The organism is Bacillus sp. FSL K6-2819 (assembly GCF_038008305.1).
In the GTDB taxonomy this organism is placed as follows: domain Bacteria; phylum Bacillota; class Bacilli; order Bacillales; family Bacillaceae; genus Bacillus; species Bacillus amyloliquefaciens.
The window spans coordinates 1,843,814-1,860,353 of the sequence record NZ_JBBOYV010000001.1 but is presented as its reverse complement, the minus strand read 5'-3'; the positions used below and the strand labels follow the sequence as shown (position 1 = coordinate 1,860,353).

The window sequence follows — 16,540 nt, the reverse complement described above, 5'->3', positions numbered from 1 at the left end:
CCCTCACATAGGGGTTTTTCTTTTGCATAAAAAAGAGCAGGTTCGCCCTGGCTTAGAAACGAACCCGCTAAGGAGGAAAAACTTACATCATGCTTACATTCTTATTATCCGACATCTGACTTTTGAAGTCAACAAATAATGTTTCCCTAAAGAAACTTTTTGTATAATTTTCAACTTTGTATAGATGTTCGGGCTGAATTTGTTTATGTCATCTTTACTTGGGGCGGGAAATCAAATTTATATATGAATATTTAGTACATGGTACAACGTGTTTTGATTACGCGTAAAAAATCCCGCTGCTTTTTAGCGGGTATCAATTTTTAATCAAAATGATAATATTCTACGCCGTATAACCCTTTAATATAGACAGGTTCACAGATGTTTGAAGAGCTTTCAATCAAAATCCTGTATTTGTGATACGGGTCAATTGATTTTTTATCCTGCGCACTGAGATTTAACCAGCTGCCGCTGTAGCTTTTAGAACTTAATGTATAAAAATTTCCGTTCAGCGCCATCCGCTGGAGTTTCATGTTTAAACCGCATGAAGAGTTGTTCATAATGGTGAACTTGTATCCTAAAAAGTAATCGTCAGCTGATACAGTCCCCGGATTTTCAATATAAAACTCTTTTGCATTTCCCGCTAGTGTGAAGCTCGTTTTTGATCCGAATTCAGTGGTAGCCGCTTTGGCTGAGTGTATTCCGCAAAAACATAATAAAAAAACAGCAATACATATCCAGCACCTTTTCAATTTGCATCCCCCTTTTTTTACATATTTTAACTCGTGAACACAATGACGTCTATCCATATTTTAAGAAATCGCATACTTTATAACCACAATATACCAGTTTAAAAAATTACGGATTGCCTACAATGAAGAATAAACGAAATAACGAAGGTGGTTCAAATGAAACACGTAATTGCTTTCGCTTCTAAAACAGCGCTCACACTTGCTTTGCTGTACATTGTTCTGGATCTTATGTACCAAGTAACTTTTTTAAACGTTCTGTTTATTACATTGATCTTGAGTTTGATCACTTATTTTACGGGTGATTACATGATTCTGCCGAGAACAAGCAATTTCACAGCCGCTGCAGCTGATTTCGGAATTTCATTCATTATATTATGGATATTCCTTATGAATATTGGCGGTTTTAATGTTTCTCCTGCCGCGGCATCGGTTATTTCTGCACTTTGCCTTACTGTTTTTGAAGCATTTTTTCATCGGTATTTGCAGCAATATGTGCTGCCTGAAGATTATCAGGCCACAACAGAGACAGACAACACGCTATTGAGCTATCAAACCGAGGCGTCTGAAGAGTTAATGCCGGAAAAGGATCCTCAGGAAAAAACATAAAAAGGAGGCATTCGCCTCCTTTTCTTTTTATTTTTGCTTCTGCTCGTCCAGCGGCAGCTGCAGCAGTGAGTCTGTGCCTGTCGCTTTCGGTGTTTTTCCGTCCCATTTTTCAATCCATTTATATTTGATCATTTCATCAGACATTGATTTTTTTATAATTTCGTTATAATCAGCGATCCCTTCCGCTTCAATTTTTTTCTTTTTCGCTTCGGCTTCGGCTATTTTAATTTCAGTTTGTGTCCGTTCAAGCTCCTGTGAAGACTTCACCCTTGCATCAATGGCTTCCTGTGTGGCTTTATCCGGCTTCGGTACGCCAAGCGTCAGATCATCAATTAAAAATCCGAGATTCTTCATATCATCAGCAAACCTTTTTTGAACATCTGCAGCTGCTTCCGCAGATTTTTGCCCGTATGTGTCAATAACCGAGTATTTGCTGATTGATTTTCGCGCCGCGTCCCACAGCCTTGTTTTTAAATATGTATTTTCAATCGTTTCAACGTCTACCGCTCCGAATTTGTTAAACAGATCCACTACTTTGTCAGGCTGAACGACATAGTTGTAAGCGATATCCATTTCAATATTTTTACCGTCTGAAGTTGCCACTTTTATATTTTCATTATTCACTGTCTGCATACGCACCGGATATTCCGTTACTTTATTAAATAAACCGACTAAGTGCCAGCCTTGGTCCAATGTTTCGGATTTTACCCCGCCGTTCGGTGAATATACAACCCCGACATAACCATTCGGTATTTTTTCAATGAATAGTGACGCTGTAACGCCCGCAATCAAAAGGGCTGCGCCTATTATCACACCGCCGAGTATTTTTTTTGTGTTTCTCCGCTTATTTTCGCTCATGCTGATCTTCTTCCTCCCATGACTTTTTGAATTTTTTGGCTTTGCTTCCCACTTGTTTAAAGATAGGACTCAGCATCAGCCATAAACCGAATCCGATAATGACAAGAAGAATGATAGACCCGATCATCACTTTCATTTGCCCACCTCTTTTCTTTCATCCTGTCAGTTATGTATACGATCTTAAGAACTTAAAGTTTCATAAATTTCAAAAGAAAAAGCTCCGCCACCCAAATGCGGCGTGCTTATTTATAATTGTCACTGATAAAATCAGAAATCGTTTTTGTGAATTGGTAAAAGGTATTGTTCTGTGTGGACGCTCTGCTTTTCAGCGTAAAAGTATCAAATAGTGATTTTCTGAAGCCGGTGCTCATTTCGATTTGAATACTCAACCCGGATGAAGAATGATTGGCAAGGTTATTCGGACTGACGCCTGCATACTTATCATTCGTGTCGAGAAAAACGGCAGGATACCCATGCCCTTTCAGCACATCTGTCAAAAGTTCGGCCCGTGCTCTGTCTGTACCGCCGATTTTTATCTTTTTATCGACGCTGCCGTAGCCGTGCAAAGAAATGACATTTGAGTGCTCTTGCACCATTTGAACAGCCCTAGGTTCGTCAAAATGCGAACTGGTCAAATGCAAATCAGCATTACCGGCTGATTTTAATCCTTCAAATAAATACAAGCTCCGGTTTTCAGCAATTTCTCTGGCTAACTCACTGGTCCCCGGCTCTATGCCTCCGCCGTGTATAGCTAATATGAGAACATAAGGGTCATGCTCTTTCGTTGAAATAGAATAAACGGAGGGATTCTCATGCAGCTTTAATTTCTCGAAACTGCCGTAAGTATCTGAAGCGGCATCAGCCCGTAAAAACGGCAGAAGCAAAAACGATAAAATTAAAACTAAAATTCCTTTTTTGGTTATTGATGGCAATTGTATGTTTATGTTACAATACAAATGCTTCAGCCTTTGAAGCGAACGGCAGAACAGGGTGACTTTGGACGGTTTCTTCTGCTCTGCCTCTTTGCCAGCAGCTCGGTTTTCTCTTCTAACCCTTTTTTTCATAACATCATCCTTTCTTTTATTTACACTTTTGTCACAATATTATATACGTTGGACAAGACCTCCGTTCATCTTAAAGAATAAAAACATCAGAGCAGCCTCCATCCTTTACGTAAAAAGCCTTTCTGTTCAGAAAACGGAATGCTTACATGATAAACATGAAACCCTTCTCCCTTTGTTCCGTATAAAACAAGAGGAGGATTTTTTTATGAAAGAATACGAATTTGTAAAAGTTGAGCTAAGCACGATGAGAAGAAGACCGAAGGAGGACTACCGGGAAATCATTCATCAATATGCTGAACGCGGCTGGCGTCTGGTTCAAATATTTGCTCCCAGCATAGACGGATATGGGGCAGCGGCTTATTTCGAAATTATATTTGAACGTGACATATGACTTTTTATTTCCATAGAAAAAAGACTGCCGTTGAGCAGTCTTTTTTCATTTTATTTTGTGCCTGTTGATCCCAGTCCTCCGCGGTCCTTGTTCCCGAGGTTATCTACTTCGATCAGCTCCACTTGAGGCATTTTCTTCATGATTCTGAATTGGCAGATCCGCTCTCCTTTGGAAATGTCGGTATCCCGAAGTGCGTATGCAGGAAAAAACCAGAAATCATTGTCACCTTTATAAGATTCATCAATGACACCCATTGAATTTGTCTGAATAATACCGAAATGCTTATATGTACTTGAACGCGGAACGACATGGGCCTCGTATCCTTCCGGCAGCTCCATCGCAACTCCCAGCGGAATAAGTTTGAATTCGTCTTTTTTGATTGTTATATCCTCTGCTGCCCGCAGATCAATCCAATCGCCCTGTTCAATTTTACTGATTCTCGTTTGTGTATCATCTGAATATTTAATTTTGATTTGTAAAGTCATGTTCGCTGCTCCTTTTGATTCCCTATTTTAGTCGTATTTATGACCAATCCGTGCCCCATTATACCATTTAACGTTGCTTTTTGAAGCCGGAGCAGCTGAAGGAGGATTAACCGTGAGGAAAAGAAAATGCAGAATTGAGAAGAAGCCTGAAATGAGGGGGACACCCCCTGTCAGGCTTTTGATTGCTGTTGGTAATAATAAAAATTATACTTTTGATCAAATGCTTCTTCGCTTCCGCACAGATAAATAATAAATTCAATAAATGCAATAATTGAAGGAATTGAAGTCCAGCAAAACAAAAGATAGAGAATTCCTTGTCCGACTCTTCCTAAATAAAACTTATGAATGCCGAAACCGCCTAGAAAAAATGCTAATATTGCAGCCACAATCCTGCTTTTCTTACTTACCATCATGTCCTCCTATGAGTCTTTTTTCGTCATTTTCATATGACAGCTCTAATTATAATACAATTTCTCTATATAGAGTAAAATTTTTTATATATTGTTACTGGTTTTCCCAGAACTTTTTCAGATCCGTTCTTTTCACTGAAATATTGGCATTTTTTTAAAATTCACCCGGGTGCAAAAAGGAATTTCGTCCCGAACAAAGAATTTGATGAATAAGCGCATAAAGGCGCGCGGCTATTTTCTGTCCTCTGCGTCAGGCGCTTATATCAAAAGAAAGAGGTGTCTTTAGAATGGTTCAATTTAAAAACTTTCCTGATCCGTCTTTAAACGCCGCATTGCAGTCTCACCCTGCCCATTCCTCTGAATTGGAACATCTCAAAGCAAGGATGCAGAATTTTATTAAGCATTCCGCAACAGATGATAATCTTGAGATCGCAGATGCCCGGGTGACGGCGGAAGGAATGGTCACCTCACTTTTAAAAGATCGGCTTGATACAGAATACAAAATGCTTATGAATAAAATCACCCGGGAAGTGAATGTGGAGGATTACGGAGCGGTCCCTGACGGCCGGGACAATACGGAAGCCTTTCGGAGAGCGATCGGGAACGGCCGCGTCAAAGTTAATGTTCCCTCAGGAGAATTTTTGGTTCAAGGGATAAAACTCCCTTCGTGGACAACCATCTCCGGTGAGGGACAAGGGATTACCGTGATTAAACTCCATGAGGACGCTCCCGCATATGAATGGGTTATAACTAACAATGATTACGAAAATGGAAATCGTAATATTTTTGTAGAGGGCATGACTTTAGACTGGAATCCGGATCGTCAATGCGGAGTCAGAAACCCGGGAGGACAGTTTTCCAGCTGTTTAACGTTTGCTAACGTGCAATACGGCTGGATTAAGAATGTTGAAGCGGTTAATGCAGGTCTGCATGGTATTGATATCACATCTCCCGCTTACGATCATTTGCCTGAAACTGAATGGACAAAAGACGGCTGCCGTTATATATGGATAGATAACTGTGTGGCGTACGGCGCCGGAGACGACGGCATTACCACCCATTACAGCGAATATATTTTCATTTCCAACTGCCATTCCGGAAATCCCCGCGGCACAGAGCATGCCGAGGGCAGCGCAAATTCGAACGGTATTGAAATTGATGACGGCTCTAAACATGTGTGGCTTTTGAATAACTATACGAGCGGAAATATCCGCGGGATTGAAGTAAAAGCGCACAGCCTGTGGCCGGCTTCTCAAAATGTTCATATTATCGGACATGTGTCATATCGTGATGTACGTTCTTTTGATATTCGTCATATCGGTCACCACCAAGCCTCAGACCCTGAAAGCACGACGGCTTATGATGTTACTTTAACCGATTGCACCGCGATTGAACCGGTTTTCAATGCTCTCTATGACGGTGTAACCCCGCGGGCGCTGGTCATCTCCGCCTATAAAAATGTCAATGTAAACGGATTCACAGCCATTGGCGACCCTTCATACGACTATGGAGGGAACCCTGTCGTAGCTCTTCAATACCGCAGTCAAAATATTACGATCAGCGGCATTAAAATACGCGGCTTTACACAAGCCGGTGTTGACATCAATATATCCGGCGGATCAAATAAAACCGATTATGTTAAAATTTCAAATTTTGATATTTACAAGTCTTCTCCTAAAGGGATTTCAATCGGCGGAGGGCAATATAACGTAAATATTATGAACGGAACGATGATCGGAGACGGCGGTTCCGTCGGAATTACGTCCCCTAACAGTCAGGCTGTCATTCTCGGCGTGCAGGCGGAAGGTTACAGCGCTGCCGCTTCTATAAAAGGACAGACTTACGAGCAGATCCCGGTCAATTTAAAGGGAGGCGCACAGCTTGCGACGAGCTCTGGTTTTGCATTTAACCCGACAAGCGCCGTTATTGCGGGAACAGGCGATATTACGGCAAAGGGTGACAGAAATGCGATCATCAGCTCTTCTGGAGGTTCAAGTTCTGAAGGTTCAAGGGCATTTATCGCCGCTTCAAACAATGCCCATATTACGGGCAGTAAAGTCTCCAGAACAATTCTGTCATCAGAAAGCATTACCTTGGAAGAACCGTACACAGTTGCCGGAGGGCATCAGTCCATTAAATGGAAACTGGACTCAGCGGGCGCCCACGGAACTTTCGCCGGAGCTGTCACCTCTTCCCTGTCAGGATACGGAGAATATTTTGAAAGTGTAAACGGCCAGTTTATCCCCGTCGGGACGATCGTCACAGTAAGGGGAGAAAAAATCGAACCGGCTCACGTTGGAGATTATATGCTCGGCGTCATTTCAGAAACAGCCGCTTTTATATCAGGAGCTGCAAGCTTCGGATGGCAAAGCCGCTTTTTGACGAACGAGTTCGGCGGTTTTATATATGAAAGCGTGACTGACGAAGAAACAGGAGAAACGATACGCGTGCCGAAACAAAACCCAGACTACAGCCCGGCTCTTGAAGCTGACTATGAAGCACGTGCTGCCAGGGACGAATGGCATATTGTCGGACTAAGCGGCCGGCATTACGTACGGATTGACAGTACGGTCAACCCGGGAGATTATATCACGGCTCATAACGGAATCGGAACTAAAGCCGCGGAAGGCTGGAAGGTATTGAAACTGACGGCCTTATACAGTCCTGAAAAAGGGTACGGCATTGCCATTGCGGTTATCAAATAGCGGTTTTAATATCAGGATCATCTCCTCTCTTATCTATCGGCGGGTATGGTCCTGTTCTTTTATACCGAACGAGCCGCCTCTTTTTAAGCCTATCGTTTCATTTGTCCAAGCCATCAGGTCCTTCAGTCATAGAATATTACCGTCAGATGAAAAAGGAGGATGGATATGGATATGGATATGGATATGGATATGCATTATGATCACGGTGAAAAAGAACAAAAGCAGCCTAAACAAAAGAAAAAGAAACAAGATAAAAAGCATCTTGATTATGATTACATCGTCGTCTATAAAAGAAAATGCAAAAAATACTGCTGACCTGATATATCAACGCTTGTTACACCCGGTAAACACCGGGTGTTTTTGTTATTATGCGTTTCTGTATAGGCATGGAAGGAATACAGCCAAAAGAGTTCAGGTTTCCGGGCCATTTTCACCTAAAATCCGGTCATCCTATCACGATACATAAAAGCATTCTATTATCTTCTTCCCATCCCCGCCGAATTAAAAGTATTTTATTTACAGAAAACAACACAAATAGAATGACATGACATTTGAGAGGATGTGCTCTTTGCTTGATTAATTTTTCTGCGCTACCATGAATTTGCAACAATTTTTCAAAAAATTCCCTCAGGAGGTCATAGTCATGAAAATCGCCAGAACAGCAATCGGATCATGCTTAGCTTTATCTCTAACAATTCCTTTCACAGCCAGTGCCTCAGCAGCCAGTCAGTCTGAACACGCGAATGCGCCTCAAGTTGCACCCGTTGCAAATCCGTTAGAAAGTAAATTATCCCAAAAAGCAGACTCAAACGTGAAAGCAGCAGGTGTGGATGCCGGGCTGAATGTAGACGTAGATGTTCTCGGAATCTCTGATCGCATTGCTGAAGCGGTTAAATCAAATCAAAATCGAACCGGCTGGGTAAAAAATGTCATGGAAACAACATTTTACGCATCAGGACAGAAGTATAACGTCATGGTGTTTAATTTAAATCAAGAATACGAAGACCGCTTTAACGGCGTTCAATTTTACGGATCAGCCGTTTATGACGGCATTACTTACGGAATCTGGGTCTTCGAAGACGGGTCCTTTGATAACAAGGGAGACGGAGGCTGGATTAACTGGGCATTCAGAGGCTGGTTCGATCGTGATAATCAGCATATTGAATTCCACAGACCTTAACACGAAAAAACTTGCGGCTGCGCACCGCAAGTTTTTTTATTGCACCGGATTGTTACACATTTTTCACCCTTATAACGACTATACTTGAAGTGCGGGCCTCCGATCGCGGACCCAGTAAAGTGTTTCAAAGTGAGGGTGCGTCATGTCAAAATTTTTAAAAATAACTTTGTGGAGTATATTGGTGTTGATCATCTTGTTAGTGATTATCGGAATCGTTTCTTACAATCAAACTCCTTCCGCAGGTAGCACAGCTGAAAGAATGCTTAATGACGTCTTATCAGTTTAAAGTTCTGCATACTCCTCTATCGATTTTTTCATTTCTTTTTATAATTTTTCAGAAAAATAAACTAGCATCCCTATCAAACTTTTACATTCAGCATAATATGTATTAATCCTCTTAAGGGAGGTGAGATCATATGGGCGGTTATGGTAGCTCCTTTGCGTTAATCGTGGTGCTATTCATTTTATTAATCATCGTCGGGGCTTCTTTCCTCGGCGGTTATTAAGAGTCCCCTTGCCTCTGCATCCATGTGAGCAGCACCTTCATGATCGTACGGCGCCATAATGAATTTTTTATGGCGCTTTGCTGTTTCCTCATTTAACTAACTTTTTCAAACGAAAAAGATCGGCAATGCATGAACATGCTGCCGATCAGTAATTTCATAGATTATTTTGTGAGGTTTACATCGATGACGTTATAGAAGGCATTAGAAGTATCCGCAACATCCCACACCCCTAAAATGATATGGTAACCGCTTCGATCAGTCGGCACAAAAATCTTATGAGTCAGATTCGTATCTGCCTTGGAGCCGTCGTGGTTTACCGTCCCGATTAATTCGAATTCATCTCTTGACAAAGGTTTATTCGGATTCCAGTTTTTCTTGGTGATATAATAGTGCCACTTTGATGTCGCATGAGGTGCGGTGTAGTGCCAAGTAAAGGTGTTAAAGCCGCCGCGGATGTTTTGTTTTACCCAATGATCTGCAGTCTGCTTGTCCAAACCGAAATCAATTTGTCCAGATCCTCCGTTTGCAGACGCAATTCTACCATCCGGCGGACCTGCAGCCGGAAATCCTTTCGGCCCTTCCACAGACTGAGGATTATCAATGACGGAGCCATATTTCTGCGCAGCAGCCGTCCAGCCCATTGTTTGCTTCTCTAATGCCCCCATGTACGCTCTGCTGACGGGCTCTTTTATATACCCGTGTGCAGACGCATCACTTGAATAGAAAGCGCCTCCAATACCAAGAGTAACAGTTAAAACTGCAGCTTTGACTAAACCCTTCATCTCTACGTCATCCTCCCTTTTTTGTTAATGAAAACCTTTCAGTATATACATTTCACGATGGAGAATGAAAAGACCTTCCTTTTCTTGATAGGAAAAAGCAATGAGGTTTGCGCTCTTCCCTTTGTTTTTTATAATCATAAAAAAAGACGGGCCGTTTCTGTGGTCGAAAAACCGGCCCGCTCCGCCTGACTTCATTCAATCGCTTGCTTTACTGGTTTCTTTTCGGATAACCGGTGCTACTTCTGTTGCTAATCGTTCGATGTTTTCCGCGGCTTTTTTAAACGGCATACCGCCTATATCGATTTGCGCGAGGAACCGCTGATGTCCGAACAGCTCGTATTGGTGCATGATTTTTTCAATGATCTGCTGTGAGCTTCCCACAAATAAGGCTGTTTCTTTACCGGCTGCCCGCTCAAAGTCTTCCTTCGTTAAAGGCTCATGAATCCCGTGATATGAATGTACACGGGACCAGTAATTAGAATGATACGGATAAAATTCTTGTATTGCCTGTTCATTCGTTTTTGAAATGAACGTATGTCCGGTTACGGCAACCTTCACATTTTCCGGCGGATGACCGGCTTTAGAAGCCGCTTCCCGATATTTGTCAACAAGCGGTTTAGATGACCTCGGATCACCGCTCAGTACAGCTAATGCCAGACCGGCCCCTGCACTTCCGGCCCGTTCCGCACTTTCCGGAGTGCCCGAAACACCTAACCACAGCGGAATGCTTCCGTGAAAAGGCTGCGGGGAAATTTCTGCATTGTTAAGCGGCGGCCGGTAACATCCTTTCCAGGTAATCACTTCTTCCTCGGAGTTTAATGTTAAAAAAAGCTCAATGTGTTCTTCAAACAATTCTTTATAATGACCCACGTCATAACCGAAAAGAGGAAACGAGTCTAAAAATGCCCCCCGTCCCGCAATGATTTCTGCCCGGCCGTTTGATATCAGATCAAGTGTTGCAAAATCCTCAAATAAACGAACGGGATCTTCGGTAGATAATACAGTCGTGGCACTCGTCAGCTTAATGTTTTCGGTGAGCTGTGAAATCGCTGATAAGATGACGGGCGGCGATGACACCGCATAATCCAGACGATGATGCTCGCCTACGCCGAATACATCAAGACCCGCATCGTCAGCCAATTTTGCCAGCTTTATCAATTCATCTAACCGTTGCTTTGCGCTGACTGTTTTCCCTGTCAGAGGATCGGGGTATAATTCTGCAAATGAATAAATTCCAATTTCCATACAATCATGATGTTCAGCCCTCACATTTCTCTCCTCCTGCACTGTGTAAAAAAAGCTTTTATTTGTTATTCTATTCAGCCGTTTTCAAAAAGGAATTCATCCAAATAAATACAACAGACTAGAATCCAGAAGTTCCGATGTTTCTGGCCGCCTTATGCTTATGCTCTGCTCATTAGATTCCTGCTGCCGGATAGACCCGGATGGGATACCGTCCCGAGCAAGAACACAGCCATTCGAATTCATGTCATGCGTTCAATCTTCAATCCAATCATGATATTGATCATAAAGCGGACGTATTCTTCCGGCATCACGAGCGATGACTTCACACCCTCTGTCATCATATATAAAGAAAATAATGTCTTTTGTGATATTCACAAAGAAAACATCGGGATAATCAACAGAGTAACCCCCGAATCTTGGCTTCAGCGGAAAATCTTCGTGGGCAGCTGCCTTAAGTAATTGAGTAATACGCAAATCTTTCCGTTTACATATTAAAGAAAACTGCTGCATTTCGTATTCTTCTGCATCATCTGCTTCAAACGGGTACGGGCATGTTTTCACCTGAATCCGATATAAATCATCCTTACACTTCAGAAACGGCTGATAAATTTTTAATTTTCTTGCGTAAATATCCTTAGTTTTGTACTTATATACATTTGCAACAAGAAATAAGTCATCATTTTGTTCAAACAGTTCATCGAAAATAGCGGCAGTTTGATGATGGACAAGCTGAAAATAATCAAGATTCAAACCCCCGCTTTCATCAAATTGATACATATTGCCGCCAAGAGAAAAATGGATCCCAACGCCCCATTGGTGATAAATGCCGGGCATTAATTTTAGAGTTGGAAACCTTTCCTTCAGATAATCCTTTATTTCCATTTAAACAGACTCACTTTCTGTTATTGATCGGCTCACTTTTTTCTTTTTCGCTGTTGTAATATTATTCCGATTGGAATACAATGAAATAGAACACTGTAAACCCCATTGATCAGGATGGATGCTGGTCACATTCATCTTGATCCTTTTTTCACAAGCTCACCTCCACTGCGGACCCTTCCATTTCCGAAGCTGCTCATTGATTTTACACATTCCAGGGTATTACTTTCTTATACATAAGCAGCAAGTGACTCTTTTATCGACCCAGATCAATTTAGAAAATCGAGAAAAAACAGACAAAACTAATGGTTTTGGATGAAAGAGAGGGTTATACCGCCCTTTTTACTTCAGTCATACCAATGTATTCTTTTCAGTTTAAATTTTTCTTTATAGGACTCATGATCGGTTTTCCATGCTGCTTCAACAGTGATTTCATGACCGATTACTTCATTTTCCGGCATATATTCAAACGTCTGAATATGATCTTCCCCCGTTCCGCCGCCTTCTAATTTCTCTCCAGTGTATTCTGAAAGATGATAGTCTTTATCTTCTTCATATTTCCGGCCGTCAATAAATAATGTTAATCTCTTAATCACCGTTTTCTTTTCATTCTCTTTATTGCCTCTGTAGTACAAATTCAAGAAATAATTAGGACCGATAGAGGTCTTGCCTGATTTTTCAATTGACGCTTCCCACGTCTTGTTCTGGCTATAGCCGATATATTTGACTTTCTCTCCTGAAATTAAAGAAAACAGTGCAATTCCGGCCGTTATGGTCAGAACAGTGATAATAATCAGCAATTTTTTAATGACTTTATACTTCTTCATTGCATCCCGCCTTTATCATTTAGAACGTATGGACATTAGAATTGTTACATTTAAATTCAAAAACTTAATAAATAGAGGTTCAGATTCCAGTCATCAAAAAAATACGAAAAATAAGGCCATATTCCCCCTTAGCAGATTGCCACGCGATCATGATAAAAGTCGTCCAAAAAATTGTGACTAAAAAAAGCATAACAGTTACAATCATTAAAATGAGACAACTTATCGATAGAACTGAGTCTTTGTTTTTGTTAAGAATCAGAGTAACTGCTGCTCCGGCAGCAAATATATACGACAAAATCGCGCCGATCCAATACCATAGCATTGAGTCATTGCTCCAATAAGCCATTGATTGCATATAAATGCTGAATATAAATCCTATCAAAGCTAATACGAGCGAAACTAAATTTGACTTCAAGTCAGAGTTCCTTTCATCATACGTTTTATTTTTTAGCAACGACTTCGGACAACGCCTTCTCATCATTAGCTCCTGATCATAATTAATGTGAGCAATACAATAAAAACCATCTTCAAATAAGTTTTAACTGAACGCAGATGTACTTCCCCATCATTTCCAATGAGATTGACGGCAGGGACTTTTTAAAAATTAAATAGATGTTTTATACGCGTTCATTGCTTGATTTCTCAAAAGCATATTATCTTTCGTAACCATTCCAAGATTGTATGCTTGTTTGATTATAGCCAACACTTGATTATCAGTTTCAGTTACAGCTCGTCCTCCAGTTATTCTGGACTTCCAGTAATCGAACTGGTGATGTAACTCTGAACTGCTTTTAAGGTTTTTATGATCAACCACTTTCCCATTCTCCAGCGCATCTTTAAATTCATCAAAATTAATTGAACATTGCTGATTCGAACTGATTCCTGCACCTTCTGTCGCTAAACTGCAAAACGCTAAAAACTTCGGATCTTTCGTGATATTGTAAGAGTTATTTAGGCCTTCCATCACATTCACCCTCTCTCGAATTTTACAACGTTTGATCGTTACTAAACTAAGCATTTTTCTCCAATTTCGCAATCCATTGGTATTATCGGTAATTTAATTGAAGAATTTAACTTAAATGCAAAAAAACCTGCCTCCGGCAAGGTTTTTTTCGTGTTGAACGAAATAGAAGAGATATGAAAAACAGCCGCCTGGACAAAAAGCTGCTGTGCTCGTTATTCAGCTAAAGATTTCTTCATAAACGCAGGAGGAAAATGGGAGATTATTTCCCCACAAATTCTATTAACTATGTTTTTGGTTTAACCATTCTTTCTTTAGCAGTGCGTATTGGAAAGTGTTTTCATATTTAGGTGTTCCATCCTCGTATTTCGTAAATGAAATAAATTCAAGAAAATAACCTTCTTTACGCATACCTAATCTTTCAGATAATTTTTGTGACTTGTAGTTATCATCTTCAACATATGCATAAAGCCTTCTTGCGTCTTTTTGCATAAAGAGATACTCAAAGAAAGCCTTTGCACTTTCACTGGCGTATCCCATCCCTTCAAATCGAGCATTGAAATTCCAACAAACGGAATAAGTATCAGGCTCTTCTTTTAAATAAAATAGTTCTCCGATCAAATCATTACTGTCTTTTAAACAAACTGCAATATAAGAATCATCTCTGCTTCTTTTTTGAACGGTTAAGGAAGCTTCTTCTATCGTAGAAATTCTGTCATCAAGAAAGCAGTTCACTCTCGGATGTGCCGAATATTCCAAAAGGCCTTGCGAATCTGCCTCGGTAAAATTTCTTAAAATTAAGCGGTGGGTTTCAATTTTTTGCACTTGTTAGTCTCCTATTTTTGAAATGAACATCTTCAACAGGCCTCGCCCGTTTGTTAAAGAACTATCTCAATCTATTTGTACTATACGGTTTTTTAAAACCATCCTCATTTCTTATAATATGGATAATAATCAAATTAAGCCATTAATTAAGCTTATTGAGTAATTTTTCAAACTTATTCACGCTCATAATTTCATGAGTGAGAAATTCTCCATTATAAAACACGCTGAAAGTTGTCCAGATGGCCGGTGATGTTTGCGCCTTTTCTTTTGAGGATAATCGATGGGCCTGAAAATGAAGCCCTTTCTTTTCAGTCAGTTTCTTTAAATCCTCTAACACTCCGACTGCAAATGGGCATTGAGCTGTATAAAATATTGTGATGCCCTCATCATTAACGAAATAACTTTTAACCTGTTTTTTAAATACAGGAGGAGCTGCATGTTCATTCCAGGTCAATGACATTAACTGAAAATAGGGTTCTGCTTCATCTTGCAAAGTAAATCCCATATGCTCGAAGAATTGCTTATCACTTAAATAAGGGAGTTTTTTCTTACCGACTATATGAACGATTCCATCCATACCGCGGGCCTTTGCATCTGCCGCACATTTATCTAGCAAGTGTTTCGCATGGCCGTTATTCTTATATCTCCCCGACACCCAAAGACAATTAATAAACATAAAATTAGGTGCGCTTATCGGAACCCACGCTTTTTCTGCAGGTAAATATTCAATAAAAACTTTTGCCCGTTCGTTTAATCGATAAAATACCAAGCCATCAGCCATTCGATCTTTGAGCCAGCTCTTTTTTTCATTTACCGCCCCCTCATATTGTTTCGCACCTAATGCGCAGCAAATATGATTGTCATCAATATTCTCCTTTTTCAATTCAATGTATTCCATTTTCTCCTCACCTGCTTTCTGGATTCATCACATGATTTCAACTTGTACAATGCAGACTGGGCATGGCGGAATGAGTGAGCATCTATATTAGTAGTTTCGGTCCGTCTTTTTTACCCGGCGATATAAATTGTCTATAAAACACACTACTTTCGCAGAAATATAGAGTCCCAAAACCAATATATTAGCGCAGCAACAATGCTCATTATGTAATAAATGAAATTCTCGAAAACTCTAACATCAATAGACGGATTGCCAATGCACCAAAACAAGTACACAGCTAAAAAAGCGGCTGCTGTATAAATGAAAAGATGAATCAACCTAAACTTTTCAGGCTTCTTTCTTAGCCATAACTGCACAGGAACAGCAAATAAAAAGTAAGTGATGAACGCGTAAAAAGCAATGATAACTACCGTGATTAATGCAATCGGCACAAAACCTGAGTATACAAACATATACAATCCGAAGATCAAACCATACGAGAAGCTTGAAAAAGCCAATGTGAGAGCATAACATTTGATTTTGCTCCAAGTCGCCATTTTCATTTATTTCACCTGCTTTTTAAACTAAGGTCTCGAATTTACAATTTCTCCCCATTGTTTAAATCAGTATATATTGATCGCTTTAAAAGATCTATGTTTTTTTAGACCTTTCTTGCAGATCAGCAATTCAATCAGTTTAATATCTAAATACCTGTAAATTTTATGGCATGAAAAAAGGTCAAGGTTATACCTTGACTATGATCTTGTAACCTGTAGTAATCCTACATGGTGTCAGCCGCGCTCTTTCAAAAAATCACCCAAGACATTCTTTGAATGGTGAAACGGAACTAACTCTTTCAAGAAAGCCCCGTTATATGACTATTCCAAGTTTTGATCAATAGTTCCTTCAAAATAGTCATCGCTGACTTGTTCATGTGTTTCAGCCAATCCTTTTTCCAATTGCGTTGTTCCCTCATAATCTGATGAATCAAAATATTTTCCAGCGACATTTGTTGTTTCAGTTTCTTTATGATTAGTTTGTGTTTCCGTGTCTGCCTGGTTTGTTTTGGTGTCGCCGGCCGATGATTGCTGCTGAAAATCATAATCCTTATCCAAAGAAGAAAATCTTTTATAGTCGTCCGGTCTGTCTGCTCCATTTTTTTCAGCCATGTTATTCACTCCATATTAAAA

22 protein-coding genes are annotated in these 16,540 nt (G+C 40.4%); 6 read left to right on the top strand and 16 right to left on the bottom strand.

Going from position 1 to position 16,540, the window contains the following annotated elements; genetic code table 11:
* Positions 1-320 precede the first annotated feature (320 nt).
* Positions 321-749, bottom strand: a complete 429-nt coding sequence (locus tag MHH91_RS09430) for a hypothetical protein (RefSeq protein ID WP_013352414.1) — start codon at positions 747-749, stop codon at positions 321-323.
* A gap of 156 nt (positions 750-905) precedes the next feature.
* Here MHH91_RS09430 and MHH91_RS09425 point away from each other — a divergent pair, with 156 nt between their 5' ends.
* On the top strand, positions 906-1,355 hold the full coding sequence (locus tag MHH91_RS09425; RefSeq protein ID WP_013352413.1) for a YndM family protein: 450 nt from the start codon (positions 906-908) through the stop codon (positions 1,353-1,355).
* Positions 1,356-1,382: 27 nt separating this feature from the next.
* Here MHH91_RS09425 and MHH91_RS09420 read toward each other — a convergent pair whose 3' ends face one another.
* The 3 genes from MHH91_RS09420 to MHH91_RS09410 form a co-directional block, all read right to left on the bottom strand.
* Positions 1,383-2,213, bottom strand: coding sequence for a prohibitin family protein (locus MHH91_RS09420; protein ID WP_013352412.1), 831 nt, complete (start codon positions 2,211-2,213; stop codon positions 1,383-1,385).
* Positions 2,200-2,349, bottom strand: coding sequence for a hypothetical protein (locus MHH91_RS09415; protein ID WP_013352411.1), 150 nt, complete (start codon positions 2,347-2,349; stop codon positions 2,200-2,202). The genes MHH91_RS09420 and MHH91_RS09415 overlap by 14 nt, the downstream gene beginning before the upstream one ends.
* 106 nt (positions 2,350-2,455) lie before the next feature.
* Positions 2,456-3,277, bottom strand: coding sequence for a poly-gamma-glutamate hydrolase family protein (locus MHH91_RS09410; protein ID WP_013352410.1), 822 nt, complete (start codon positions 3,275-3,277; stop codon positions 2,456-2,458).
* A 205-nt stretch (positions 3,278-3,482) separates the two neighbouring features.
* On the opposite strand from MHH91_RS09410, the gene MHH91_RS09405 reads away from it, so the two are divergent.
* On the top strand, positions 3,483-3,668 hold the full coding sequence (locus tag MHH91_RS09405) for a DUF4177 domain-containing protein (RefSeq protein ID WP_013352409.1): 186 nt from the start codon (positions 3,483-3,485) through the stop codon (positions 3,666-3,668).
* A gap of 50 nt (positions 3,669-3,718) precedes the next feature.
* On the opposite strand, the gene MHH91_RS09400 is transcribed toward MHH91_RS09405, so the two are convergent.
* Both MHH91_RS09400 and MHH91_RS09395 read right to left on the bottom strand, forming a co-directional pair.
* A complete protein-coding gene (locus tag MHH91_RS09400) occupies positions 3,719-4,153 on the bottom strand; it encodes a dUTP diphosphatase (protein WP_013352408.1) in 435 nt (144 codons plus the stop codon).
* A 170-nt stretch (positions 4,154-4,323) separates the two neighbouring features.
* Positions 4,324-4,563, bottom strand: a complete 240-nt coding sequence (locus MHH91_RS09395; protein ID WP_013352407.1) for a TM2 domain-containing protein — start codon at positions 4,561-4,563, stop codon at positions 4,324-4,326.
* A 287-nt stretch (positions 4,564-4,850) separates the two neighbouring features.
* Here MHH91_RS09395 and MHH91_RS09390 point away from each other — a divergent pair, with 287 nt between their 5' ends.
* The 4 genes from MHH91_RS09390 (at position 4,851) to MHH91_RS09375 (ending at position 8,954) form a co-directional block, all read left to right on the top strand.
* On the top strand, positions 4,851-7,268 hold the full coding sequence (locus MHH91_RS09390; protein WP_014471864.1) for a peptidase G2 autoproteolytic cleavage domain-containing protein: 2,418 nt from the start codon (positions 4,851-4,853) through the stop codon (positions 7,266-7,268).
* Between the two features lie 165 nt (positions 7,269-7,433).
* Positions 7,434-7,583: a hypothetical protein gene (locus MHH91_RS09385; protein ID WP_014471863.1), complete on the top strand. Its 150-nt coding sequence runs from the start codon at positions 7,434-7,436 to the stop codon at positions 7,581-7,583.
* 328 nt (positions 7,584-7,911) lie between these two features.
* On the top strand, positions 7,912-8,448 hold the full coding sequence (locus MHH91_RS09380; protein WP_013352404.1) for a hypothetical protein: 537 nt from the start codon (positions 7,912-7,914) through the stop codon (positions 8,446-8,448).
* Between the two features lie 416 nt (positions 8,449-8,864).
* Positions 8,865-8,954, top strand: coding sequence for a YjcZ family sporulation protein (locus MHH91_RS09375; RefSeq protein ID WP_016935991.1), 90 nt, complete (start codon positions 8,865-8,867; stop codon positions 8,952-8,954).
* 161 nt (positions 8,955-9,115) lie between these two features.
* Here MHH91_RS09375 and MHH91_RS09370 read toward each other — a convergent pair whose 3' ends face one another.
* The 10 genes from MHH91_RS09370 to MHH91_RS09325 all read right to left on the bottom strand — a co-directional run bounded on the left by MHH91_RS09370 (position 9,116) and on the right by MHH91_RS09325 (position 16,519).
* Positions 9,116-9,736 (bottom strand): lytic polysaccharide monooxygenase auxiliary activity family 9 protein, encoded by a 621-nt coding sequence (locus tag MHH91_RS09370; RefSeq protein ID WP_013352403.1) that lies wholly within the window; start codon positions 9,734-9,736, stop codon positions 9,116-9,118.
* Positions 9,737-9,931: 195 nt separating this feature from the next.
* Positions 9,932-11,005: an LLM class flavin-dependent oxidoreductase gene (locus MHH91_RS09365; RefSeq protein ID WP_014470356.1), complete on the bottom strand. Its 1,074-nt coding sequence runs from the start codon at positions 11,003-11,005 to the stop codon at positions 9,932-9,934.
* A 228-nt stretch (positions 11,006-11,233) separates the two neighbouring features.
* Positions 11,234-11,863 carry a DUF3885 domain-containing protein gene (locus MHH91_RS09360; RefSeq protein WP_013352401.1) on the bottom strand — a complete coding sequence of 210 codons (630 nt, stop codon included), beginning with the start codon at positions 11,861-11,863 and terminating at the stop codon, positions 11,234-11,236.
* 344 nt (positions 11,864-12,207) lie between these two features.
* Positions 12,208-12,687 carry a DUF4944 domain-containing protein gene (locus tag MHH91_RS09355; protein WP_013352400.1) on the bottom strand — a complete coding sequence of 160 codons (480 nt, stop codon included), beginning with the start codon at positions 12,685-12,687 and terminating at the stop codon, positions 12,208-12,210.
* 79 nt (positions 12,688-12,766) lie between these two features.
* Positions 12,767-13,165: a DUF3902 family protein gene (locus MHH91_RS09350; RefSeq protein WP_014470357.1), complete on the bottom strand. Its 399-nt coding sequence runs from the start codon at positions 13,163-13,165 to the stop codon at positions 12,767-12,769.
* Between the two features lie 126 nt (positions 13,166-13,291).
* Positions 13,292-13,651, bottom strand: coding sequence for a hypothetical protein (locus MHH91_RS09345; RefSeq protein WP_014470358.1), 360 nt, complete (start codon positions 13,649-13,651; stop codon positions 13,292-13,294).
* 279 nt (positions 13,652-13,930) lie between these two features.
* Positions 13,931-14,473, bottom strand: coding sequence for a GNAT family N-acetyltransferase (locus tag MHH91_RS09340; protein ID WP_013352398.1), 543 nt, complete (start codon positions 14,471-14,473; stop codon positions 13,931-13,933).
* A gap of 142 nt (positions 14,474-14,615) precedes the next feature.
* Complete coding sequence (locus tag MHH91_RS09335; protein ID WP_013352397.1) at positions 14,616-15,371, bottom strand: N-acetyltransferase; 756 nt, start codon at positions 15,369-15,371, stop codon at positions 14,616-14,618.
* Between the two features lie 143 nt (positions 15,372-15,514).
* Positions 15,515-15,913, bottom strand: a complete 399-nt coding sequence (locus MHH91_RS09330; RefSeq protein WP_013352396.1) for a UPF0715 family protein — start codon at positions 15,911-15,913, stop codon at positions 15,515-15,517.
* A gap of 315 nt (positions 15,914-16,228) precedes the next feature.
* Positions 16,229-16,519 carry a YozQ family protein gene (locus tag MHH91_RS09325; RefSeq protein WP_013352395.1) on the bottom strand — a complete coding sequence of 97 codons (291 nt, stop codon included), beginning with the start codon at positions 16,517-16,519 and terminating at the stop codon, positions 16,229-16,231.
* Positions 16,520-16,540 lie beyond the last annotated feature (21 nt).

Coding starts and splice junctions, on each gene's coding strand:
- MHH91_RS09425 (WP_013352413.1), top strand. CDS start 906: ATGAAACACGTAATTGCTTTCGCTTCTAAAACAGCGCTCACACTTGCT.
- MHH91_RS09420 (WP_013352412.1), bottom strand. CDS start 2,213: ATGAGCGAAAATAAGCGGAGAAACACAAAAAAAATACTCGGCGGTGTG.
- MHH91_RS09415 (WP_013352411.1), bottom strand. CDS start 2,349: ATGAAAGTGATGATCGGGTCTATCATTCTTCTTGTCATTATCGGATTC.
- MHH91_RS09410 (WP_013352410.1), bottom strand. CDS start 3,277: ATGAAAAAAAGGGTTAGAAGAGAAAACCGAGCTGCTGGCAAAGAGGCA.
- MHH91_RS09405 (WP_013352409.1), top strand. CDS start 3,483: ATGAAAGAATACGAATTTGTAAAAGTTGAGCTAAGCACGATGAGAAGA.
- MHH91_RS09400 (WP_013352408.1), bottom strand. CDS start 4,153: ATGACTTTACAAATCAAAATTAAATATTCAGATGATACACAAACGAGA.
- MHH91_RS09395 (WP_013352407.1), bottom strand. CDS start 4,563: ATGGTAAGTAAGAAAAGCAGGATTGTGGCTGCAATATTAGCATTTTTT.
- MHH91_RS09390 (WP_014471864.1), top strand. CDS start 4,851: ATGGTTCAATTTAAAAACTTTCCTGATCCGTCTTTAAACGCCGCATTG.
- MHH91_RS09385 (WP_014471863.1), top strand. CDS start 7,434: ATGGATATGGATATGGATATGGATATGCATTATGATCACGGTGAAAAA.
- MHH91_RS09380 (WP_013352404.1), top strand. CDS start 7,912: ATGAAAATCGCCAGAACAGCAATCGGATCATGCTTAGCTTTATCTCTA.
- MHH91_RS09375 (WP_016935991.1), top strand. CDS start 8,865: ATGGGCGGTTATGGTAGCTCCTTTGCGTTAATCGTGGTGCTATTCATT.
- MHH91_RS09370 (WP_013352403.1), bottom strand. CDS start 9,736: ATGAAGGGTTTAGTCAAAGCTGCAGTTTTAACTGTTACTCTTGGTATT.
- MHH91_RS09360 (WP_013352401.1), bottom strand. CDS start 11,863: ATGGAAATAAAGGATTATCTGAAGGAAAGGTTTCCAACTCTAAAATTA.
- MHH91_RS09355 (WP_013352400.1), bottom strand. CDS start 12,687: ATGAAGAAGTATAAAGTCATTAAAAAATTGCTGATTATTATCACTGTT.
- MHH91_RS09350 (WP_014470357.1), bottom strand. CDS start 13,165: ATGAGAAGGCGTTGTCCGAAGTCGTTGCTAAAAAATAAAACGTATGAT.
- MHH91_RS09345 (WP_014470358.1), bottom strand. CDS start 13,651: ATGGAAGGCCTAAATAACTCTTACAATATCACGAAAGATCCGAAGTTT.
- MHH91_RS09335 (WP_013352397.1), bottom strand. CDS start 15,371: ATGGAATACATTGAATTGAAAAAGGAGAATATTGATGACAATCATATT.
- MHH91_RS09330 (WP_013352396.1), bottom strand. CDS start 15,913: ATGAAAATGGCGACTTGGAGCAAAATCAAATGTTATGCTCTCACATTG.
- MHH91_RS09325 (WP_013352395.1), bottom strand. CDS start 16,519: ATGGCTGAAAAAAATGGAGCAGACAGACCGGACGACTATAAAAGATTT.